The 20,931-nt window shown below is 63.3% G+C and carries 19 protein-coding genes and 1 tRNA gene; 8 read left to right on the top strand and 12 right to left on the bottom strand.

The features are described from left to right. The first annotated feature begins 103 nt into the window (after positions 1 to 103). From fadD2 to AOT83_RS08805, 3 genes are read left to right on the top strand one after another with little or no spacing between them, the layout of a single operon-like run. A complete protein-coding gene (fadD2, locus tag AOT83_RS08795; protein WP_057965447.1) occupies positions 104 to 1,774 on the top strand; it encodes a long-chain-fatty-acid--CoA ligase FadD2 in 1,671 nt (556 codons plus the stop codon). A 3-nt stretch (positions 1,775 to 1,777) separates the two neighbouring features. Further along, complete coding sequence (locus AOT83_RS08800; RefSeq protein ID WP_030097228.1) at positions 1,778 to 3,025, top strand: saccharopine dehydrogenase NADP-binding domain-containing protein; 1,248 nt, start codon at positions 1,778 to 1,780, stop codon at positions 3,023 to 3,025. 27 nt (positions 3,026 to 3,052) lie between these two features. Then, complete coding sequence (locus AOT83_RS08805; RefSeq protein ID WP_057965446.1) at positions 3,053 to 3,517, top strand: SRPBCC family protein; 465 nt, start codon at positions 3,053 to 3,055, stop codon at positions 3,515 to 3,517. A 27-nt stretch (positions 3,518 to 3,544) separates the two neighbouring features. On the opposite strand, the gene AOT83_RS08810 is transcribed toward AOT83_RS08805, so the two are convergent. The 6 genes from AOT83_RS08810 to AOT83_RS08835 form a co-directional block, all read right to left on the bottom strand. Further along, positions 3,545 to 4,489, bottom strand: coding sequence for an alpha/beta hydrolase (locus AOT83_RS08810; RefSeq protein WP_030097226.1), 945 nt, complete (start codon positions 4,487 to 4,489; stop codon positions 3,545 to 3,547). Then, entirely contained in the window at positions 4,479 to 6,662 is a 2,184-nt protein-coding gene (locus AOT83_RS08815) for an acyl-CoA dehydrogenase (protein WP_030097225.1), read from the bottom strand. Before AOT83_RS08815 ends, AOT83_RS08810 begins: the two co-directional genes overlap by 11 nt. Positions 6,663 to 6,676: 14 nt before the next feature. Next, positions 6,677 to 7,528, bottom strand: a complete 852-nt coding sequence (locus tag AOT83_RS08820) for an SDR family oxidoreductase (RefSeq protein WP_046255035.1) — start codon at positions 7,526 to 7,528, stop codon at positions 6,677 to 6,679. A 65-nt stretch (positions 7,529 to 7,593) separates the two neighbouring features. Further along, entirely contained in the window at positions 7,594 to 8,550 is a 957-nt protein-coding gene (locus AOT83_RS08825) for a 2-hydroxyacid dehydrogenase (RefSeq protein WP_101312102.1), read from the bottom strand. Beyond that, the gene (locus tag AOT83_RS08830) at positions 8,526 to 9,650 is read right to left on the bottom strand and encodes a hypothetical protein (protein ID WP_057965445.1); all 1,125 of its coding nucleotides are present in this window, start codon (positions 9,648 to 9,650) and stop codon (positions 8,526 to 8,528) included. Before AOT83_RS08830 ends, AOT83_RS08825 begins: the two co-directional genes overlap by 25 nt. After that, positions 9,651 to 10,256, bottom strand: coding sequence for a TetR/AcrR family transcriptional regulator (locus AOT83_RS08835; protein WP_030097221.1), 606 nt, complete (start codon positions 10,254 to 10,256; stop codon positions 9,651 to 9,653). 115 nt (positions 10,257 to 10,371) lie between these two features. On the opposite strand from AOT83_RS08835, the gene AOT83_RS08840 reads away from it, so the two are divergent. Next, positions 10,372 to 10,953, top strand: a complete 582-nt coding sequence (locus AOT83_RS08840) for a VOC family protein (protein ID WP_030097220.1) — start codon at positions 10,372 to 10,374, stop codon at positions 10,951 to 10,953. Here AOT83_RS08840 and AOT83_RS08845 read toward each other — a convergent pair. Beyond that, positions 10,943 to 11,545 (bottom strand): TetR/AcrR family transcriptional regulator, encoded by a 603-nt coding sequence (locus tag AOT83_RS08845; protein WP_057965444.1) that lies wholly within the window; start codon positions 11,543 to 11,545, stop codon positions 10,943 to 10,945. The genes AOT83_RS08840 and AOT83_RS08845 overlap by 11 nt on opposite strands. A 94-nt stretch (positions 11,546 to 11,639) precedes the next feature. On the opposite strand from AOT83_RS08845, the gene AOT83_RS08850 reads away from it, so the two are divergent. The 3 genes from AOT83_RS08850 to AOT83_RS08860 all read left to right on the top strand — a co-directional run bounded on the left by AOT83_RS08850 (position 11,640) and on the right by AOT83_RS08860 (position 15,678). Beyond that, positions 11,640 to 12,551 carry an oxygenase MpaB family protein gene (locus tag AOT83_RS08850; protein ID WP_030097218.1) on the top strand — a complete coding sequence of 304 codons (912 nt, stop codon included), beginning with the start codon at positions 11,640 to 11,642 and terminating at the stop codon, positions 12,549 to 12,551. Positions 12,552 to 13,184: 633 nt separating this feature from the next. After that, on the top strand, positions 13,185 to 14,711 hold the full coding sequence (locus AOT83_RS08855; protein WP_165612068.1) for a sugar transferase: 1,527 nt from the start codon (positions 13,185 to 13,187) through the stop codon (positions 14,709 to 14,711). Positions 14,712 to 14,775: 64 nt separating this feature from the next. Next, the gene (locus AOT83_RS08860; RefSeq protein WP_057965443.1) at positions 14,776 to 15,678 is read left to right on the top strand and encodes a class I SAM-dependent methyltransferase; all 903 of its coding nucleotides are present in this window, start codon (positions 14,776 to 14,778) and stop codon (positions 15,676 to 15,678) included. Here AOT83_RS08860 and AOT83_RS08865 read toward each other — a convergent pair. Beyond that, a complete protein-coding gene (locus tag AOT83_RS08865) occupies positions 15,675 to 16,859 on the bottom strand; it encodes a prolyl oligopeptidase family serine peptidase (RefSeq protein ID WP_057965442.1) in 1,185 nt (394 codons plus the stop codon). The two genes, AOT83_RS08860 and AOT83_RS08865, sit on opposite strands and share 4 nt — an antisense overlap. A gap of 261 nt (positions 16,860 to 17,120) precedes the next feature. Between AOT83_RS08865 and AOT83_RS08870 the strand changes: the two genes are divergently transcribed. After that, a complete protein-coding gene (locus AOT83_RS08870; RefSeq protein ID WP_030097214.1) occupies positions 17,121 to 17,531 on the top strand; it encodes a DUF6188 family protein in 411 nt (136 codons plus the stop codon). A 253-nt stretch (positions 17,532 to 17,784) separates the two neighbouring features. Here AOT83_RS08870 and AOT83_RS08875 read toward each other — a convergent pair whose 3' ends face one another. The 4 genes from AOT83_RS08875 to AOT83_RS08890 all read right to left on the bottom strand — a co-directional run bounded on the left by AOT83_RS08875 (position 17,785) and on the right by AOT83_RS08890 (position 20,850). Then, positions 17,785 to 18,624, bottom strand: a complete 840-nt coding sequence (locus AOT83_RS08875; RefSeq protein ID WP_030097213.1) for a hypothetical protein — start codon at positions 18,622 to 18,624, stop codon at positions 17,785 to 17,787. Then, a complete protein-coding gene (locus AOT83_RS08880) occupies positions 18,624 to 19,664 on the bottom strand; it encodes a DNA adenine methylase (RefSeq protein WP_232783324.1) in 1,041 nt (346 codons plus the stop codon). The genes AOT83_RS08875 and AOT83_RS08880 overlap by 1 nt, the downstream gene beginning before the upstream one ends. Positions 19,665 to 19,992: 328 nt before the next feature. Further along, positions 19,993 to 20,066, bottom strand: a tRNA-Gly gene (locus AOT83_RS08885). A 115-nt stretch (positions 20,067 to 20,181) separates the two neighbouring features. Then, the gene (locus tag AOT83_RS08890; RefSeq protein WP_057965441.1) at positions 20,182 to 20,850 is read right to left on the bottom strand and encodes a TetR family transcriptional regulator; all 669 of its coding nucleotides are present in this window, start codon (positions 20,848 to 20,850) and stop codon (positions 20,182 to 20,184) included. Positions 20,851 to 20,931: the final 81 nt, after the last annotated feature.

Raw genomic sequence — 20,931 nt, forward strand, 5'->3', positions numbered from 1 at the left:
ATCGTAGGGCTGCAGACCGACTTTCCCGGGCGTAGTTGGTGACGGGCCCCCGACCGACCGGTTGGCTGTGCCGCTGAGAGGGAGGTCACATAGGCTGTCGATCATGTCGATCATCGCCGAACGGCCGCTCTTCTCGAAACTTCAGACTCTTGCGAAGCGCGGTGGCGCTGAGCTGCATTATCTCCGCAAGGTCATCGAGGCGGGCATGCTCAAACTCGATCCGCCCAACGTGCTCGCGGCAATCGTCCGCGACTTCTACCGGTTCGGTGAGATCGGCGCGGTACCGGGCTTCGGAGCGCACCGCAGCCCGGCGCGGACCGCCATCATCGACGACGAGGGCTCGATCACCTATGCCGAGCTCAACGACGCCGTGAACGCCCTGGCACACGGCCTGAACCGTCTGGGTATCAAGGGTGGCGACGGCGTGGCCATCCTGGCGCGCAACCACCGCTGGTTCATCATCGCGAACTACGCCGCACACCGCGCCGGCGCTCGCGTCATCCTGCTCAACACCGATTTCTCCGGGCCGCAGACCAAGGAGGTCGCCGAGCGTGAAGGCGCCCGTGTCCTGATCTACGACGCCGAGTACGCCGAGTTCCTGGACGGCTACAGTCCCGAGCTGGGGCGGATCATGGCATTGCCGACCAACCCGGAGAACCCGGATCAACCCGCCTCTGACGACGAGACCATCGCCTCGGTCATCAAACGCAACAGCACCTCTGCCGCGCCGCGCCCCTCGAAGTACTCCTCGCTGGTGATCCTGACCAGTGGCACCACCGGCACGCCGAAGGGAGCGCCGCGCAAGCTGGCGTTGACCCTGGCGCCGGTCGGCGGCATGTTCTCGCATGTGCCGTTCCGCTCCGGCGAGGTGACATCGGTGCCCGCCCCGATGTTCCACGCCCTGGGATACCTGCATCAGAGCCTGGCGCTCACCCTGGGCTGCACTCTGATCCTGCATCGCAAGTTCAAGCCGGAGAACGTGCTCTCCGATATCGAGAAGTACCAGGTGACCGCCGTCGTGATCGTTCCGGTGATGCTCAACCGCATCTTGAACGCCATCGACGAGGCAGCGACCAAGCCCGACTTATCTTCGCTGCGTATCGTTTTCGTGTCGGGATCACAGTTGGGCGGCGAGCTGGCCTCCCGCGCGCTGGAGACACTGGGGCCGGTGATCTACAACCTGTACGGCTCCACCGAGGTGGCCTTCGCCACTATCGCGCGGCCCCAGGATCTAGCCATCAATCCGTCCACAGTGGGCCCTGTTGTCAAGGGCGCCACCGTGAAAATCCTTGACGACGAAGGAAAGCCGGTCTCGCAGGGCATCGTCGGACGGATCTTCGTGAGCAACGCGATCCCGTTCGACGGCTACACCGGGGGCGGGCACAAGCAGATCATCGACGGACTGATGTCCAGTGGTGACGTCGGCTACTTCGACGAGCATGGGCTGCTCTACGTCTCCGGGCGCGATGACGAGATGATCGTCTCGGGCGGCGAGAACGTGTTCCCGGCGGAGGTTGAAGATCTCATCAGCGGACACCCGGAGGTCATTGAGGCCACCGCGCTGGGAGTCGACGACCCGGATTGGGGCGCTCGGTTGCGGGCGTTCGTGGTCCGCCACCCGGAGTCGACGGTGGACGCCGACGGCATCCGTGCGTACGTGCGCGACAACCTGGCTCGATACAAGGTGCCACGTGACGTGGTCTTCCTGGATATCTTGCCGCGCAACCCCTCCGGCAAGATCCTCAAGCGCCAGCTGCGCGACTTGGAGGTATAGCCGATGCCCCGGAAATACGACATCGTTCTCTACGGCGCGACGGGATACGTCGGCAGACTTACCGCGCAGTACCTGGCGGGACGCGTCGAGGCCACTGGCGCACGGATCGCACTGGCGGGACGAAACACCGAAAAGCTTGCCGCCGTGCGTGATGAGTGTGGACCGGCGGCGCGCGACTGGCCGTTGATCGAGGCCGATGCCACGCGACCGGCCACGCTGGCGGCCATGGCGGCTTCTACTCAGGTGGTTGTCACCACCGTCGGGCCGTACACGAAATACGGACTGCCGTTGGTGGCCGCGTGTGCCGAGGCGGGAACCGACTATGCGGACCTGACCGGTGAGGTCAACTTCGTGCGAGAGAGCATCGATGTCTACGGCAAGCAGGCCGCCGACACCGGCGCCAGGATCGTTCACTGCTGCGGATTCGATTCCATTCCATCGGATCTGAGCGTGTATGCGCTGTACCGGCAAGCTCAGGAAGACGGCACTGGCGAGCTGCTCGAGACAACCTATGTGCTGAGCAAGTTCCGCGGCGGTGTTAGCGGTGGCACGGCCGCGTCCATGGTCGAGGTGATGGAGGCGAGTGCCGAGGATCCGGAGGTGCGCCGCAACTCCCAGGACCCCTACTCGCTGAGCCCGGACCGCCCCGCCGAACCGGAGGTGGGGCGCCAACGCGAATTTCAAACGCTCCGTGGTGAATCCGTGGCACCGGAATTGGCGGGTAAATGGCTGGGGGCATTCTTCATGGGGCCGGTCAACACCCGTATTGTCCGGCGTAGCAACGCATTGTTGGACTGGGCATACGGAACCCGGATACGTTATCGCGAGGTGATGAGCCTGGGAAGTTCGGTGGTCGCGCCGATCGCCGCGGCCGCCGTCACCGGATTTCTGACGGCCGGCTTCGGCCTGGGGACTCGGGTCCCCATGCCGAAATTCGTTGCGCAACGCCTACTTCCGAAGCCCGGCTCGGGCCCCAGTGAGCGTACCCGGAACAAGGGTCACTACCGTGTCGAGACGTACACGACCACAACCCAGGGTGTGCGGTACCGCGCGGTCATCGCGCAAGAGGGCGACCCCGGATATAAGGCGACCGCCGTGCTCCTGGGCGAAAGTGGCTTGACCCTGGCGCTCGATCGCAGCGAATTGCCGGACAGGCTAGGGGTTTTGACGCCTGCGGCCGCCATGGGAGATCCGCTGCTGAATCGGCTTCGGGTAGCCCAGGGTGTGACGGTCGAAGTCGAACGGCTCTAGTTCTCCGGTAAACGAAGGAGTGGGTGTATGTCGGTATCAGTGGTAGAGGCGGGGCCCCAGCAGGTGCGTCGCTCGGTCGAAGTATCTGCTCCGGCATCGGAGTTGTTCGGTATCGTCGCCGATCCGCGACGCCACCACGAACTGGACGGGTCGGGAACTGTCGGCCAGAACATCCGTACACCTGATCATCTCGAGGTTGGTTCGCGCTTTTCCACCGGCATGCGGATGTTCGGGCTTCCTTACCGCATCACCAGCACCGTGACAGAGCTCGAACCCGAGAGGGTCATCGAATGGCGGCATCCGCTGGGCCACAAGTGGCGGTGGGAATTTGATGCCCTATCGCCAACCAGTACCCGTGTCACAGAGACGTTCGACTTCCGTAATGCCGGTGCGATACAGACCCTGCTGAACTACAAGCTGCCTGGCTTCATCAAGGCAAACGCCCGAGGGATCGAGGGCACACTGACGCGCCTTCAGGGCCGCTACAGCTAGCCGGCAAGCGCACTGCCGAGACGCCGACTACCCGGCGGACTCCGTGGCGGTGCGGGTAGCCGGCTGCTCGTGAGCTATCGCCTCGAGCACCGTGACGATTTCGTTGACAACTTCGCCGGCGCGCTCGTTGGGCAGCATGTGTCCCGAGCCCGGGTAGGTGCGCAGTTCCTTGGTCTGTAGGGCCGCGGCAATGATGCGGGAATCACCTGCCGGAGTGAGGAAGTCGCGGGCACCTGCCAACACCGCGGCAGGCTTGCCCCGGTAGGCGCCCAGACCTTCGGTCAGGTCCTCGTGCAGCACCATGCTTTCGGCGGCGTCCTTGTAGCTGCGCGGGGTGCCGGAGCGGATCTGGTCCCACACTCGGCTGACGTCGTAAGGCCGCGGGTCACGCCCGAATACCAACGTCGAAATGATGGGGCGCATGAGATAGCCCTGCTGGAGGAACCAGCCCTGCGCCACCACACCCAGGATTACCGCCTTGACGACTTCGAATACCGGCGGGACGACCCGGAGTCGGTGCAGTAGCCTGCCCGCCGAGGTGGCGACGAAGACCGCGCCTGATATCCGGCGCGCGACCAGGTCCGGGTGATATTCACCGAGGCCCATCATGGTCATGCCGCCCATCGAGTGACCCACGATCACGATCTGCCCGGTCGGGATTTCAGCATTGATGAAATCGGCTGCATCCGTGGCCAGTTGGGGAACGTTCACCGAGCCTTGGGGTGCCGGATCGGACTGGCCGTGGCCCCGGTGATCCAGTGCGACGATGCGCAGCTCAGGATTGCGCTCGTGCAGCGGACCCGCCACATCGTCCCAGGCCTCGCGGTTCTGGGTCCAGCCGTGCAGGAACAGCACGGTGACGGGCGCCGTGCGGTTCCCCGTATCGGAGAACCCGATTCGGGTGCCGTCAGCGGCGGTGAAAAAGTCCTCATGCTGACGCCACGCGGTTTCGGTCGCGGTATTACGGGTCACGCGGTAGTCCTAACAGTCGCTCGGCAATGATGTTTAGCTGCACTTCGGAGGTGCCACCGTAGATGGTGGTGGCACGGCTAGCTAGAAGATAGTCGGCCCAGCGACCTTGTTCCTGCTCGGAATCGCCGATAGCGCCGTCCGGTCCGAAATGGTTCACCACGAACTCGGCGTATCCCTGTCCGGTACGCATGCCCAGCAGCTTGGACACGGCTGCCGACGGCATCGGGTCGCCGCCGGCCAGAGTGAGGAGCGTGGAGCGCAGATTCAGCAGCTTCACCCCATGCCCTTCGGCGATGAGCTGGCCGGCCCGGTCGCGTGCTACCTCGCTGAGCTCGTGCTCGCCGATGAAGGACACCAGATCGTCGAGGCTGGCAAGGAACGGCAGGTCGGAGCTGCCGATCGAAACTCGTTCCGCGGTCAGGGTGTTGCGGCTGACTTCCCAGCCGCGGTCGACCTCGCCGACCACCAGCTCATCGGGTACGAACACATCGTCGATGAACACCTCGTTGAACAGTGCGCCGCCGGTCATCTCGCGCAGCGGCCGAACGGTGACACCCTCGCTCTTCATATCGACGAGGAAGTACGTGATGCCGTTGTGTTTAGGAGCGTTGGGATCGGTCCGGGCCAGGCAGGCACCCCAGTCGGCGAACTGGGCCACCGAGGTCCAGATCTTCTGGCCGGTGAGGCGCCAGCCGCCGTCCACCTTGACTGCCTTGGTGGACAGACCGGCGAGATCGGACCCGGCGCCGGGCTCGGAGAACAGCTGGCACCACATCATTTCGCCCCGGAATGTGGGAGGCAGGAAGCGCTGCTTCTGCTCCTCGGTGCCGTACGCGACGATGGACGGCACCAGCCAGGTCGCGATGCCGAGCTGGGGCCGGCGCACCCTTCCGGTGAGGAATTCCTGGGAGATGATCACCTGTTCGATGGGTGACGCGGCGCGCCCCCATGGCGTCGGCAGGTAGGGCAGTACCCACCCGCCTTCGGCGATGGCGGTGTTGCGCTTCCCGGACGGGATCTCCTTGAGGGCGGCGACTTCGGAACGAATCTCCTGGCGCAGCGCCTCGGTTTCCGGTGCCAGGTCGATATCTACCTTGCGCAGGCCGTGCTCGACGGCGGTGCGCACCACGGTCGTCGGCGCACTGCCGGAACGCCCCAGGGCGGCAATGAGACCCAGCGCCCTGCGGTAGTAGATGTGCGCATCGTGCTCCCAGGTGTAGCCGATACCGCCGTGGACCTGAATGCAGTCCTGCGCGCACTGCTGGGCAGCCGCCGGTGCCAGTGTCGCCGCCGCGGCGGCCGCGAACTCCACGATGCCGGCGGTCTCGTCCTCATCGTCAAGGGCGCGTGCGGCGTCCCACACCGCAGCCGTCGCGCGTTCGGTGACGGCGGCCATGGTGGCGCACTTGTGTTTGATGCCCTGGAACTGCCCGATGGGGCGGCCGAATTGCTCACGCACTTTGGCGTATTCGGAGGCGATGTCGGTGGCCCAGCGGGCCACCCCGACGGCCTCGGCCGACAGGATCGTGGAGATGATGCTGGTGGCCCGGGCGTCGGTCAGGTTGGTCAGCACGCGATCGGCCGGTACCTGGACGGCGGCGGCCGTCACATGGGCGACCGGTCGCAGCCGGTCCACGCTCTGCTGCGGTGCGAGGGTGACGTCATCGGCGCTCAGGACCACCCACACCCGATCGGCGCCGACCGAAACCGGGGCCACCACATAGGCCGCTGAGGCCGCCGTCAGTACCGAACGAGCCTGCCCATCGACGGTGAGGCCGTCGCCGGAGGCCGTACCGTTGAACGACGATGTGGAGGCGAAGGTGGCGATGGACGCACCGGAGGCCAGGTCGCCCAGTAGCGGGTGGTCGGGATCGTGGCCGCTGATCAGCGCGCTCGCGATCACCGACGGGACGAATGGTCCGGGCACGGCGCCCCGCCCGAACTCGGCCACCACAATCGCCAGCTCCAGTGCGCCGAATCCTTGGCCGCCAACGGATTCGGCGAGGTGTACGGAGGTAAGACCCTGATCGGCAGCGGCCTTCCAGAACGGGGGAGGCCACGGCAGAGGTGTTTCGAGGGTCTCGTGGAGTAGCTCGGAGGGCACCACGCGTTCGACGAACGCATGCGCCGAATCCGCAAGTGCTACATGCTCACTGTTGATGGCGATAGGCATTGGCTGTTTCCTAACTAGTCGGCGCTGGGCTCGCTGTGGCTGGCACGGTTCTCGTATGCGGCACGCGCCGAGGTGCCATGGGCGTCGAGCATGAAGTGGTCCATACCCAGCGATCGCGCCGCGGGACCGTACAGCGCCCGGGGCAGCATGGCCGTTGTCCGCAGCAGCGGGCCGAGTTTCTTGGGCACCATGACGGGGAACTTGCCTTTTCGTACGGCCTTGAGCACACCGGCGGCAATATCTTCGGGCTGAACGATTCCCAGTAACCAGTGTTCTTCGAGACCGGCCACCAGCTCGGTGTTGACGACGCCGGGCATCACGCAGACAACGGAGATGTTGTCGTCCTTGAGTTCGAGAGTCAGCGACTCGCAGAGACCGACCACGGCCCATTTCGTCGCGCAGTACGTGGCGAGCCCGGGCACGCCCATCTTGCCCGCCGCCGAGGCGATGTTGACGATCACGCCGCCGCCGCGCGGCTTCATCCGCGCTATGGCGAGCTGGCTGCCCCACATGACGCCGCGCACGTTGATATCCAGCTGACGCTGGATGGATTCCAGCGACTCTTCCCCGAAGGGTGTGATCGGCATGATGCCCGCGTTGTTCACGATCACGTCGACGGGTCCCACGGTGGCCGCGATGGTGTCTAAGAAGGCCTCGAAGCTGCCGTAGTCGGTGACATCGAGTGGCAGGCCAATGGTGCCGTTACCGATCTCAGCCGCGGTGTTCTCACACAGCTTCTTATCGATATCGCCGATCGCCACCTTCGCGCCTTCGGCGGCGAACGCCGTGGCGATGGCCCGGCCGATTCCGCGTGCTCCGCCGGTGATGGCGACGACCTTGCCCGCGAGCTGTACAGCTGTTCCCATTCGTCCTCCCACGCCATTGTGGTTCGTTTACGAATACTCTCTAGTGTAAATCTCCGGGCGCTAGCCTAGCGCACGCGGTCAGCTAGCGGCAGTCCCTCATGTATACGCCGGCAGTTGTCTATCGCGTGCTCCAGATAGCGCGTCATGGTGTCCGCGGTGAACCATGTGACGTGTGGTGTGAGCACCACATTAGGCAGGGTCAGCAAGGGGTTGTCCGGCGAGATCGGTTCCTGTGCAAAGACATCCAGTCCTGCAGCCCCGAGGGGGCCTTGTCGCAGCGCGTCGATCAGTGCCGTCTCGTCGACGACTGCGCCGCGTGAGGTGTTCACCAGGACTGATCCGGGTTTCATCCGGGCCAGGGCCGCGGCGTCGAGGAGACCAGAGCTGGCGTCGGTCAGCGGGAGATGCAGCGACACGATATCGCTGCTGGTCAACAGGGCATCCAGGCTGCGCCAGCTCGCGGACCCGTCGTCGCGGGTGCTGGTGTGCAAGACACTGGCGCCCATCGCCAGCAGGATCTGTTCCAGAGTCTTGGCGATGTTGCCGTATCCCACCAATCCGACTGTGCAAGAGCCGATATCGCGCACAGTGTCGCCCAGGGACTGATCGGTGGGCCACCCGCGACCAGCGCGGATGTCCCGGTCCAGTCGTGGCAGCTGTCGCAGTGCGGCGAGCATGAGCAACAGCGCACCCTCGGCGACCGAGGGCGCGTTCGCGCCCGGCATGTTGGCGACGGCCACCCCCTGCGCGGATGCGGCGTCCAGCGCGATGGTGTTCACTCCCGCACCGAACTTGTGGATCAGCCGCAGCTGTGCGCCCTTCGCGACGTCATCGGCGGAGAGCGGACGAAGCACATGCCACAGCACCTCGGCGTGCGGTAGCTCGGCGTAGAAGGTGTCGTCATCGTCTTCGGCGCAGAAGCGCACGTCAAGCCAATCGGCGTGTGGTGCAAGCTGTTCGCGGACGCGTGGGCCGCCCGGAAAGTGGGCGAGGACCTTCACTCCCACCGCTTGCTTGTCCACTCTGCAATCGTATCGGCCTGCTCCTGGCGGGCTCCGGGGTTCTGGAAGTAGTGGTCGGCGTCGACGGAGGCCTGGGACTTATCGGTCGAGCCCAATGCGTCGTAGATGTGTTGAGCATCCGATGGGAAGACCCCGGTATCGCCGTCGGCGTTGATGACCAGGGCAGGAACGGTGACATCGGCAAGATGTGGTTCGGCCCGGGTCTGCGCGTGCGACAGGCTCCACATGCCGAGCCAGTTCTTCAGCGTGGTCGCGCAACCGATTCCGAAAGTAGAGCGGTTGGCCTTCACCGGCACACCCGCGTAGCAGAGGTTCGGCGGACGCTTGGTGGGCTCCAACGTGGGGTCGACCATGCGGGGGTCGGCCCAGGTCCGGTGCACGGTGAAGGCGCGGTCGCTGAACCCGTCGGCGCGCACGCGAGCTAGCTCGTCGAGCGCCCATGCGGTGATCCGGTGGTTACGCGCCACCTGTCCTTCGCGGTACTTGGTGACGAAGGCGGGGGAGTAGGCCGGTCCGTTGTCCTCGTTGAACAGGTCCAGGGCCGGGTCGGTGGAGGTCGGGTCGCTTTCATCGATGACCGAGGCGTCCATCCAGTCGGTCAGCACGTCGGGGCGGCCCAGGTGCGCGGCGCTTGCGACGTAGCCCGATGCGGCCGGCAGGGTGTCCAGTCCCTCCGCTGGGCGCATGCCCTCCAGCGGTGTCACCTTGGGAGCCACCGCTTGCGACTGATACGCCGCCATGAGCGAGCCGCCTCCGGAATTGCCCAGCAGCAGAACGGTTTCCACGCCCGCCTGCTCCTGTAGCCAGCGCACACCCACGCCGATGTCGACCAGGGCGTGGTCGAGCAGGAAGTGGCTTTCGAATCCCCGGAATCGAGTGTTCCAGCCCAGGAAACCGTATCCATGCCGCGCCAGGTACTCGGCGATGTAATGCTCCGAGAAGTCGATCTGATAGTGGGTGGCGATGAAGGCGATCTTGGGCCGGGTGCCCGCGGCCCGGTGGTACAGCCCCTGGCATGGATGTCCGCCGGCGCCGTTGCGTCCCGCGGTGGGCGAGGGCAGCCCGACGAACTCTCGCTCGATGGTCACTTCGGTGGGCATTCAGCAGACCTCCTTGGAATAGATGGCGCGGTAACAGATTCCGGCCAGGGTGTCGATGCAGGCATCGTCGTCGACAGTGGCGGCATTGCCCTGGCTGAGCTGGTTGTAGGCGAACTGATTCATCATCGAGACGATGGCGCTGGCCATGAGGTGTGGATCATTGCCGGGGCTGTATCCGTCACGTTGTGCGCGTTTGATCGTGGTGGTCAGGAAATCGATGGGCTCGGAACACATCTGGTTCCAGAACTCGGCGAATTCTGCGTTGATCATGGCCAGCTGAGACACGCTGATCATCTCGGCGAGCTGGTGGCGCCAGGTGAGCCAGTGCGCGGTGGCGATATCTCGCGCGCGCTGCTTGTTGGAGCGCCCGTGCCCGATGACCGCAGATACCCGTTCCTGCGCCTCCGTGCGAAATCGCATGGCCCACTGCGCGACCATCGCCTCTTTGGAGTCGTAGTAGTTGTAGAACGACGCCGTGGACCGCCCCGCCTCGGTGGCGATATCGGCAACGGTGGTGGCGAGTATTCCCTTGCGGGCTATGACAGTTCGGGCGGCCTCATCGATCGCGGCCTGGGTTTGACGGCCTCGCACGGTGGGTTGGACCACGACGTCCCTCTCTCGCCGAATGGGTATTGACCCGTTTCTGAATCTGATGTTAGATTCAGGTTAGCGTAAAGCGCAAGACAGTCATGCGGTCGGATCAAGGAGGCTCCCCGTGACGATGATCAAACCGAACAACCCCAACTCCGAGTTCGAGTTCGGCGGGTTCAACCATGTGGCGCTTGTGTGTTCGGACATGGCGCGCACCGTGGACTTCTACACCAACGTGCTGGGCATGCCGCTCATCAAGTCGCTCGATCTGCCCATGGGGCAGGGGCAGCACTTCTTCTTCGACGCCGGGGGCGGCGACAGCCTGGCATTCTTCTGGTTCAAGGACGCGCCGGACGGCGTCCCGGGCATTTCGGCCCCGCCCGCCATACCGGGAATCGGCGACATCGTGAGTGCTGTGAGCTCCATGAACCACATCTCGTTGCACGTCCCCGCCGAGAAGTTCGACGAATACCGCGTCAAGCTCAAGGCCAAGGGCGTGCGGGTGGGGCCGATTCTCAACCATGACGAGAGTGAGTTCCAGGTATCGAAGGAGCTGCATCCGGGCGTGTACGTGCGGTCGTTCTACTTCCTCGATCCCGACGGAATCACCCTGGAATTTGCTTGCTGGACCAAGGAATTCACTGCAGCGGATGTGACTGTTGCACCGAAGACGGCCGCTGAGCGCACCCCGCGGGAGGTCGCTACCGCCTGACGGGGTCGAGGAGCCGGGTCAAGATGACGATGAGCTCGTCCGAACTCAGCGTCAGCTGCCCGGACACCCAGGCCGCGAGCGTCTGGCCGACGCCACCGACCGCGAAATAGGCTGCCGCGCGCATTGATTCATCGTTCGGTAGCTGATACGTCTTGTTCAGGTGCTGGCCGGAAAGCGCCGCGAAGAGCTGCTCTGCCGCGCTACGGCGTTGGGCGATCACCGAATTGGCCGGATTGCTGCCGAAGAGCAGATGGCCGATCCGGGGGTCGGCGGCGATGACGTGCACGATGTTGGCGATGCCCGCCGCGGTCTTCTCGCGCAGCGGTGCGGCGTCCACCGCCTTCTGGGTTGAGGTGGCGACCTCGCCGATCACGCCGTCGTACACCTGTGTCGTCAGCTCGTCCAGGTCGGTGAAGTTTTCATAGAAGTACCGGGCGACCACGCCGGCCTGCTTGCATACGCCGCGGACCGTCACGTTCGGCGCGGGACCGGAGGTCAGCAGGTCAAGGCCTGCCTCCAGGAGCCGGTTCCGGCGCTCGGCTTGGCGGTCAGGGGCCTGTACACCTCCATAGACCCGGGATGACGTCACCACTACATCTTGACAGGTGGCACCCCGTTGAAAGATATTTGAGAACAATCGTTCGCAGATTAAGGGGTCAACGGTGACAATCGAGCGGGTGTCTGAAATGGATGAATCGTTCGTCGGTGACGGAGGTCCGGGTACCCGGAGTCGTCGCGGCGAGCCGGTGCCACCGGCTGCGCGTCTGTCGCCGGGATGGTCGTGGCGGCGTCAGCCCACCATGGTCGACAACATGATGGGGCTGGCCCTGCTGGCGGGCCCGGCCAACATCGTGATGCAGTTGGCGCGCCCCGGTGTGGGATACGGCGTTGTCGATAGCAAGGTTGAGAGCGGACGCGCCGATCTGCACCCCGTCAAGCGGGCGCGCACCACGTTCACCTACCTGGCGGTGGCCACCATGGGCAGCCCCGAGCAGAAGGCGGCGTTTCGCAAGGCGACCAACCGATCGCATGCGCAGGTGCGTTCGGCCCCCGGGGACACCGTGCAGTACAACGCCTTCGACCCGGACCTGCAGAAGTGGGTAGCGATCTGCCTCTACAAGGGATTCGTCGATGTGTACGAGGCTTTCGTGGGTCCGATGACGCCCGATATGGCCGAGCGGTGCCTGCAAGAAGGCGCCGTCATGGGAACCACACTGCAGATGCCGCTGGCGATGTGGCCGAAGTCGTGCGCGGAGTTCGACGCGTACTGGCAGCAGTCCCTGGATCAGGTTCATATCGACGATCACGTCCGGCCCTATCTGTACCGGATCGTGTCGGCGTCCATTGCGGTTCCACGGTTCATGCGTAGGCCAGTGGGTGCCTTTTCGAGACTCATCTCGACGGGATTCTTGCCGCAGCGGTTCCGGGACGAGATGAGGCTGCCCTGGAGCCCGGCGCGCCAGCGAACCTTCGGCGTTGTTGTCACGCTCCTTGGCGTCGCCAATCGCCTGCTGCCCAATGCGTTGCGTCGTTTTCCTTTCAACGCCCTGATGATCGACCTCAACTGGAGAATGCGCACCGGTCGCGATCTAGTCTGATCGATCTCCGAGCTAACATGTAGATCTTGTTAGCGGCGCCTCACGTGCCCCATCTCCTTCATGACCATGTGGTTAAGAGTGTTACCCAAATTTATTGAATTCGATGTCTAGTTATGGGCAAAACCGTCCACATGCTCGGCGTGTGGGCTGGTGGGCGCGGACGAGTGCTGCGTGGCGGGCCTGGGTTGTGACAGATGTGTTGCGCCGCCATTGACAGAAGTCGGCTCCGTCATTGCTGTGTACGCAAGAGATGCCACGCTCGGTGAGTTAACAATGTACGCAGCGAACTTTACGGCGAGTGATCGAATTCGACATATGAGCAGTACAAAGCCAAAAATTCGGGATCTTGATCGCGGGTGATCGATACGTCCCGCATATTTGCCTCATCGCCATAGTGACGCTGGCCACAATTGCGGAAGCATGTGGCTCTGGTGTTGCCAGAAGGTGCCCCAGTAGTTAGATTTCCCCCGGTACGAAAACTGGTAACGGATGTTCCCTTTCCGGGGGCGCGAAATGCCGGTCGTTTGCACGAGGGTTCTCATCGTCGGGTTGCGCCGAGATTTCCGCGTCCGCCGCCTCATGAAACGAGCACTTTTGCATTTGCTGTTGGGGCTGTTCTGAGAGGACACGCGCGTGGTCGCGGTGAACGAGGGCTCGTCTGCAACGACCCGGCTGAGGGGCCGGATCGGCAGCGTGCGGCGCCCTCGCCGATCCCCATCGGCAGTCGGTCAGACCTCCGCGGGGCATCGCGCAGCGCAGTGGGGCGAGCAGTACGGCCGGTGGCTGCTGATCTCCGACACCGCCATCGTCGCGGGTGCCGGCTGGACCTGGGTCGAACTGCGTAACGCGACCAACCCGATGACTCCCGTCGAGCTGTGGATCCGGATCGGCTTCTTCTGCTACTGGGCACTGCTGCTCGGTGTGTACCGCAGCAGGGACCTGCACCTCATGGGCAGCGGTGGCGAGGAGTACCAGCGGGTGCTGCGCGCGACATTCCACATGTTCGGTCTCTTCGCCATTGTCAGCGTGCTGTTCAAGTTCAACGTCTCGCGTTTCGCGCTGGGGATGGCGCTCATCGTCGGGATCGTGTTCCTGTTGCTCAACCGGAAGATCAGCCGGACCTGGCTCAACCGGCAGCGTGCGCGCGGAAAGCAGATCTTCAGGGTGGTGGTGCTCGGCGGGGATGCCGCGGCGCTCAACCTTGCCGAGGCCTTTGGGCGTGACACCGCGCTCGGATACCGCGTGGTGGGTGTGTGCGTCCCCGGATACCTGGGTGCGCCGGGCCAGAACATTGAGGTCATCGACCGGGTCATCCCGATCCTGGGTTCGGAGGACCGCATCGTCGCGGCAGTGCTGGAGGCCGGTGCGGACACGGTGGCGGTGACGGCCACCGAACAGCTCGGCCCGGAGAAGATGCGGGAGCTCGCCTGGCGTCTCAGCGAGATCGGCGTCAATCTGCTGGTAGCGCCGGGTGTGTTCGATGTCGATCAGCCGCGGGTCCGGGTGCGGCCCGCCGGGTCGGTGCCGCTGATCCATCTCGCCGAGCCGCAGTACGAGGGTGCATCCCGGCTGCACAAGGTCCTCTTCGACCGAGTCGGCGCGCTCCTGCTCCTTATCGGATTCAGCCCGATCCTGCTGGCCTGCGCCCTTGCGGTGAAGCTGGAATCGCGCGGACCGGTGTTCTACTCAGCCGAACGCATCGGCGTGCGGTCCAAGCCCTTCCGCATGATCAAGTTCCGGTCCATGGTGGCGAACGCAGACCAGATGGTGGCGGCGCTGCTGGCACAAAATGACGGCGCCGGACCGCTTTTCAAGATGCGCGAAGATCCGCGGGTCACCGTGGTGGGCAGGTTCCTGCGCCGTACCAGCCTCGACGAACTGCCCCAGCTGATCAATGTGCTGCGCGGAGAGATGAGCCTGGTGGGCCCCCGGCCACCGCTGCGGCGCGAGGTCGAGGAGTACACCGACGTCATCAAGCGCAGGCTGCTGGTCAAGCCCGGGATGACCGGTCTGTGGCAGGTTAGTGGGCGCTCCGACCTGCCATGGGATGAGGCAGTGCGGCTGGATCTGTCGTATGTCGAAAACTGGTCCATGGTGTCCGATGTGTCGATCCTGTGGCGCACATTCCGCGCGGTGGCGCGTAGCGACGGCGCCTACTAGCGCGCCATCCGCGCGCCCACGCATGTCAACCTAGTTGTCACAGTCGCGGAGTATTGTCGCGACCATGCGTACCGATCGTGATAATTGGGACATCAACACCAGCGTCGGCTCCACCGCGTTGTTCGTGGCGGCCAGCCGAGCGCTCGAGGCCACCAAACCCGCGCCGCTGGCGGTCGATCAGTACGCGGAGGTGTTCTGCCGTGCCGCAGGCGGCGAATGGGCCGATCTGGTCGCCGGCGGTGTACCCGAACACCCTTTGCGTTCAGAGGAATTCGGACAGTACTTCGTGAGCTTTCAAGGCGCGCGCACCCGTTACTTTGATAGTTACTTCGCCAGGGCGATCGAGGCCGGCGTCAAGCAGGTGGTGATCCTGGCTGCCGGACTCGACTCGCGCGCCTATCGACTCGACTGGGCGCCGGGTACCACGATCTTCGAATTGGACCAGCCCCTCGTGCACCAGTTCAAGCGTGAGGTGCTCACTGAGCATGGCGCCGAGTCCAAGGCGTCTCGACAGGAGATCTCCATCGACCTGCGCGAGGACTGGGGTAAAGCACTCCAAGACAAGGGCTTCGATCCGTCGGCGCCGTCGGCATGGATCGTCGAAGGACTGTTGATCTACCTGCCGGCCGACGCGCAGGAGCGACTTTTCGAGTCCATTGATCAGCTGGCCGCCCCGGGCAGCTTCGTGGGCATCGAGCAGATGACGACGTACGCCGATGTGGTCTTCGACATGCTGGTCGCCGGCGCCAACGAAAGCGGTGACCAGGCGAATTCGGATTTCTTCTCGCTGATCTACAACGAGCAGCGCAGCGAAGCTTCCACCTGGTTCCATTGCCACGGCTGGGATTCCGTGCGCACCGAGCTGCTGGACTACCTGAACGTCTCGGGGCGTGCCGTGCCCGAGCCGAGCCAGCCCGCGTGGTACATGTTCAACTCGATCAGCCTGGTATCGGCAGTGAAGGGTTAGATATTCAGATGCCGATCCAGGAATCCGGTCATGCGGCGTAGATAGTCGCCCTGGTTCACGTGCAGTATGTGATTTCCGGGGAACCAGTGCAGCGCACAGCGATCCCAGTGTTCCCACAGCATCTCGGCCTGTTCCGGGGGTGCTAGGCGATCACCGAGGCCGGTGATGATGAGGCGCTGTTCCTTGGGCACCACCGGCTGGTAGGTGAGGGGCGACGAATAGGAGAGTGCGCCGTCCAGCTGGTTCTGATCGAGATGGCCCAGCTTGGCAGCCAGCCTGATCGTCGGTTCGGCCGGAACCCAGCCGTGCAGAAGCGATTTGACGTCGACCACGGGAACATTGGGGATGGTGACATCGATTCGGCGCTCCACGGTGGAGATCAATCCGGTGGTGTAGCCGCCCAGCGACAAACCGGTCAGCCCAATCCTCTCCACACCGGTGCCGCGCAGATAGTTCACGAAAATGCGGAAATCATGCACAGCCTGACACATCGACTCCGAAAAACCGGTGAACCCGTGGCTGAAGTATCCGGCTCCGCTGAACGGTGAGTACTTCTCGGCGCGCCGTCCGTGAAAAGGCAAGGTGTACAACAAGATGTCGTAACCATTGCGGAAGAACCAGGGGAGCGCGAAGAACACCCCGTTGAGTAGATACGGCGATCCGAAGAACCCGTGAATCACGCACAGGGTGGGGCGTGGACCGTCGTCGTGGCGCCAGTGCTGGGCGCGCGCGATGCTGTTGTGCGGGAAGCGTTGCCAGTAGTCACGCAGGGCGGGATTGCGCGCCACGTAAGGGCTTTCGAAGTCCAGGTTCTCGACGTTGCCCTTGGCCAGGGCCTGTGCGAGCGGACCTGCGGGGCGTGAGAACACCACGGGTGTGGTCTCCGGCGCCGGGAAGGAAAGGTCCGCATCACCCATCGCGGCAAGCTCGCCGTAAAAGGCCAGGTTGTCGCGCTCACGCGCCACGAATTCCCTGTCGACGATGAGGCTCGGGGCCACGACTCCCATCACAGACAGGGCGCCGACGGTGCGCAGGGCGACATCGGTGAGCGCGGAGGTTTCGACCATCGCGCGTTCACGAAAGGTCAGGTCACCGCTGCGGGGCAGTTGCGGGCGCTCGGTGGGCGCGGCTCGCGGGGTGATCCGCGGCTGATCTATGGGTTCCGATAGCTCCGCTGTCATGGGTGTCCCTTTCGCCCCCTGCGCTAGCCACGCTGCTAGCTCATAGCGAATGCTAGGGCACCCAAGCGAAATTCGTCCGGCAAGTACGGTGATGCCACCGTCTTAGCGGGAGTCTGGAAACGGCGAGAAAGCCAAGCAAAACAGTGTGCTGCTCAGGTTCGCGGGCAGCACAAATAACGTTTACGTTTCGACCAGTTTCGACAATAAAACTTGTGCCGTCAACCCCTTGTGCTAGCTGAGGGGCGGGTTCAGAGTGAAGGTATGTCCGAAGCATGGATTGAGGGCTTGCCGGTCCAGCGGATCATGTTCCGTGACGGATTGGTAATCAGCCTGGGTGACTACAACGAGGTGGTTATCGCCGTGCCGATGTGGCTCACGCTTCCCCCTGCGGGGCGGTGGCCACGGGAAATTGTTTGCGTCGATCCGAAGGCGATCTTGGATGAGGAGCGTCCGCTCTTCAGCATCTCGGGTGCAACGTGCACCGAGGCCAGGTGGAACGACAAGGGCGATTTGCACATGGAGTTCTCCGATGACCACGCGATCGACGTGCCGCATCACGACTTTGACACGGCGTGGGAGATCTATGGCAAGTACCACGGGTATGTAGCCAGTCTTCCGCGCGGCAAGGTCCGCGTGGTGCGCCACGACGTGCCTGAGGAAGCCGGGGCCTAACCGGTTTCACCGCGATCGAACCCGACGGTGGGTTGGTTCGTGGATACCGCGTGAGACTTCTCGCGGTGGCATGTGCGTCAGCGGTATCGGAAGGAGCCGATGAGGGGAATCGAATCCGCATAGTCGGCTTGGCGGCGATGCACATGGGCGACTGGAGTTGTGCCAGAACGTTGCAATACGTCACACGTTGGCGCCGAGCCTCAATCAGCCGGCGTGAAATGTTGTTGACCCAGGCGGCCACGGTCAAGGAAATCTAGATGAGCTTGGCTCGGTGAGCGGCGTCATGGAGATCGGCGCGGAACTGGTCGAGGCTGCTCAGGGTGTACATCCCGTTAATCCTCTTACTGACCCAGAGTTCGTGAATTCTGCGGAGGTCCGCTAGTCGGGAGTGCCAACCTATGCCGTCAACGATGGCGAATACGTACTGGTGTGCAAACCGGTGGTTGGCTACATCGACAATCTCCCGGTATGCGTCAGTAAGCTTGCTGCCGGTTGAATCGAAACCTTTTGCGGCAACAACGATCTGCGCGTCTGCGACTGAGGGGACAATCAGATCCGCAGGCTTGTTGTCTCCGTCCCGGCCAACAAAGCTGCTGCGCGCGACATAGGGCAAGCCAAGGCCTGTCGCGATATCAGTGATGCGGTCTTCGACCATTCGGCCTGCCGATTGGCTGCGCGCCGCCGTAACCCGAGAACCTGCGCGCGCTACCAGGATGTCGGCAAAGCCGTAAGTTCGACCGCGCTGAGACTCCAAAGCCCGGACCAGCTCAAATTCTTCCTCGAAGAAGTTCACTAGATCCGCTGGACGTTTTCGCGCAAGCGTGATCCACCCCGAGCTGCCGAGAGAACTCTTTAGCGAGTTTTTTAGCTGCTCCTGCGACAGACCAACCGCCAGACCAAGAACGTTGGCCCATCTTGGGTGGAGATTTACCCAATCTGTAAGGCTTTCCACCGATATCAAATCAAGCGACTCCAGATCAGCCACCGCAGAGTGGAGGTCTTCGGACGCAGGTGTCGGTGTTGTCGGATCGACGTACGGGGTGAGCCGACGTAATGAGGCTAAGTAGTCATCGAACGAAACCGGATCGCTCACTAGTCCCTTCCGATGAATAAATACTCGCTCACGTCACGGCGGGCAGCAGCGACGTGAGTTCCGAAGCTGTACTTGTGGTCGATGGCGAGCACTTCGACGTGTGGTTTGACCTTGCCCAACAGGTCTCGAATACGAGTTGCGTCGGGGATTGCGTTCGATGAGTAGGACAACACGATTGCGCCCGCTTCCTCGAAGTGCTCGAACGACCGGAGCAGCGCATCTTCGATCGTGCGTTTGTAAGCGAACGGTGTGAATCGCTTCTCAAGTTTCTTGGTCTTGGTGTTCTCCATGATGTTGACGCCGCGCCAGTACACGGATAGACCTTCGAGAAAGTGATAGCGCTTGATGTAGTCGTTGTCGTCGCTCGGCGGTGCGTACGGAGGATCGAGATAGACGAGATCCGGCGCGGTATGGGGGATGTCGAATACTTCGCCCCGCCGCGCTCGGCTGCGCTTGCCGTTGCTGAACACGGTTGTGTTGTAGTCGGCGGCGCGCTCGCGGAAGTGTTCGCGCAACGTCAGCTGCAAGTCTCGGCGTCCGTCCGCGTACTTGGTGCCATCGGTAAAAGTGAACACACCACGGGGTTGCTTACGTGCGGCCGACAGCACAAGGGCGGCGATTGCGAGGTCTCGGCGATGGCCTTTCAACCTGTCGATGTGCGACCAGGCCGAATCGAGGAATCGCCGATCTTCGGGTGTGAAGTACAGACCGTCGAACTTGGTCTGGATGAAATCACGGTCGTCGGCTGGTGGTCCGCAGATTTGATCGATGAGATCTGAGTCGAGCCGGACCGAAGAGTTTTGAACCGTCGCCGCCGCGATGACAGCAGGAAAGTTCAGGAAGTCGTTCGACGTCACTTCAAAACCCTGCACTTTGAGCAGGTAGGACACAACGCCGGAGCCGGAGAAAGCATCAACGGCGGTCTCGCCGCCGATCTCTGCAAAGACACGCTCCAGATGAGGCAACAGGCGGTACTTCGACCCCATGTAGCGCAGTCGGGGGAATTGTTGAGCATGGGCGACGATCTCAGATGAGGACATGTCGAAACGTTCGCGCGCCACGGAAATAGATTCCCACAGAAATGGGTGCGAATGCACCATCCTGTGTAGTGAGTTCGATCTGTGGATAACCGCTTCACGGCACCTAGTTGCGCGGTGCCGAGCCCGGTCAGCGGCGCATCAACGCCCGTATCGATGAGCTTGTCGGCGACTTGCTTGCGGGAGGCGCCAGGACGTGCCCCGAACCGGCTGCATAGCACTCGTAGGATGACGCTTTGAAAACCGCTGGTAGATACTTTCGACCGGATGCCACAACGCTCTGATACCGAGGCCAGGAGCCAAACAGGTCGAACGGCTTGTCATTGATTCGTGGAGCCGATGACGGGAATCGAACCCGCGTATTCAGCTTGGGAAGCTGATGTTCTGCCATTGAACTACATCGGCGGAGAGTGGTCTGTCCGGCGGAACCGGTAGTACCTCTCGGCGTGTGAGCTTACATGTGAGAGCGTCTCCGAGTCCGCGCCATCACCGCTTTGGGGCATGCGGCGCGGACAGGCGATCAGGAACCGCGCTTGACCAGGGCGCCGGTGATGAGCCTGGCGAGCATGGTTTCCAGGTCATCGTCGAAGTTCAACGAGATGTCCGCCAATTCAGGCTCGGCCTCGCAGGCGGCGACCGCGCTGGCCGACGGCTGGGCGTACATCCACAGCGCGGCGCTGGTCACCACGGTGGAAAGGGACACGCTTCGAGCGTCGTCACCAAGCTCGGGGATGAAGTCGCGAATCGCGTCGGTGTACATGGCAATGGTGTTGTGGGCAGAGCGCCGAAAACACAGCAGCGTCTCGGGCGAGACGTTGTACTCCAACACTCCTGGTTGGGCGGTCATGAGGTCGCACAACACAGGGTGCTGCCGCAACGACCGGCTGAGCAGTGCGGCCAGGTGATCGACCCTTTCCTGCGCCGAGCCGGAGCGCGTGTCGCAAGAGAGCTCCGCCACAATTTCGGTGACCCAGCAGCGCAGTGAGGCGTCGAGAAGTTCCAGCAGCACGGCCTCGCGGGACTCGAAATAGCGCACCATCGCCGACTTTGCTAGGCCGGTGCGTCGGCTCAGCTCATTGAGGCTGATCTGGCTTACCGGCATGTCGCTGAGCATCGACGACGCGGTTTCCAGGATGGCCTGCCGACGGACCTCGCGCTGCTCCTCGCTGCGCGCTCGACGGAAGGTCATGGCCCGATTTTAGTGTCCGGCCAGCTTCCTCATAGTGAACCGGCGGTCTATTACCGTGATACGGTCCTGCCGTAATAGACC

This window comes from Mycobacteroides sp. H001 (assembly GCF_001440005.1).
Taxonomy (GTDB): Bacteria; Actinomycetota; Actinomycetes; order Mycobacteriales; family Mycobacteriaceae; genus Mycobacterium; species Mycobacterium gwanakae.

Bases quoted from the DNA above. Each gene is read 5' to 3' on its own strand.
- AOT83_RS08865 (WP_057965442.1), bottom strand. From the start codon at position 16,859: ATGACAGCGGAGCTATCGGAACCCATAGATCAGCCGCGGATCACCCCG.
- AOT83_RS08800 (WP_030097228.1), top strand. From the start codon at position 1,778: ATGCCCCGGAAATACGACATCGTTCTCTACGGCGCGACGGGATACGTC.
- AOT83_RS08860 (WP_057965443.1), top strand. From the start codon at position 14,776: ATGCGTACCGATCGTGATAATTGGGACATCAACACCAGCGTCGGCTCC.
- AOT83_RS08840 (WP_030097220.1), top strand. From the start codon at position 10,372: ATGATCAAACCGAACAACCCCAACTCCGAGTTCGAGTTCGGCGGGTTC.
- AOT83_RS08820 (WP_046255035.1), bottom strand. From the start codon at position 7,528: ATGGGAACAGCTGTACAGCTCGCGGGCAAGGTCGTCGCCATCACCGGC.
- AOT83_RS08830 (WP_057965445.1), bottom strand. From the start codon at position 9,650: ATGCCCACCGAAGTGACCATCGAGCGAGAGTTCGTCGGGCTGCCCTCG.
- fadD2 (WP_057965447.1), top strand. From the start codon at position 104: ATGTCGATCATCGCCGAACGGCCGCTCTTCTCGAAACTTCAGACTCTT.
- AOT83_RS08850 (WP_030097218.1), top strand. From the start codon at position 11,640: ATGGATGAATCGTTCGTCGGTGACGGAGGTCCGGGTACCCGGAGTCGT.
- AOT83_RS08870 (WP_030097214.1), top strand. From the start codon at position 17,121: ATGTCCGAAGCATGGATTGAGGGCTTGCCGGTCCAGCGGATCATGTTC.
- AOT83_RS08890 (WP_057965441.1), bottom strand. From the start codon at position 20,850: ATGACCTTCCGTCGAGCGCGCAGCGAGGAGCAGCGCGAGGTCCGTCGG.
- AOT83_RS08815 (WP_030097225.1), bottom strand. From the start codon at position 6,662: ATGCCTATCGCCATCAACAGTGAGCATGTAGCACTTGCGGATTCGGCG.
- AOT83_RS08880 (WP_232783324.1), bottom strand. From the start codon at position 19,664: ATGTCCTCATCTGAGATCGTCGCCCATGCTCAACAATTCCCCCGACTG.
- AOT83_RS08805 (WP_057965446.1), top strand. From the start codon at position 3,053: ATGTCGGTATCAGTGGTAGAGGCGGGGCCCCAGCAGGTGCGTCGCTCG.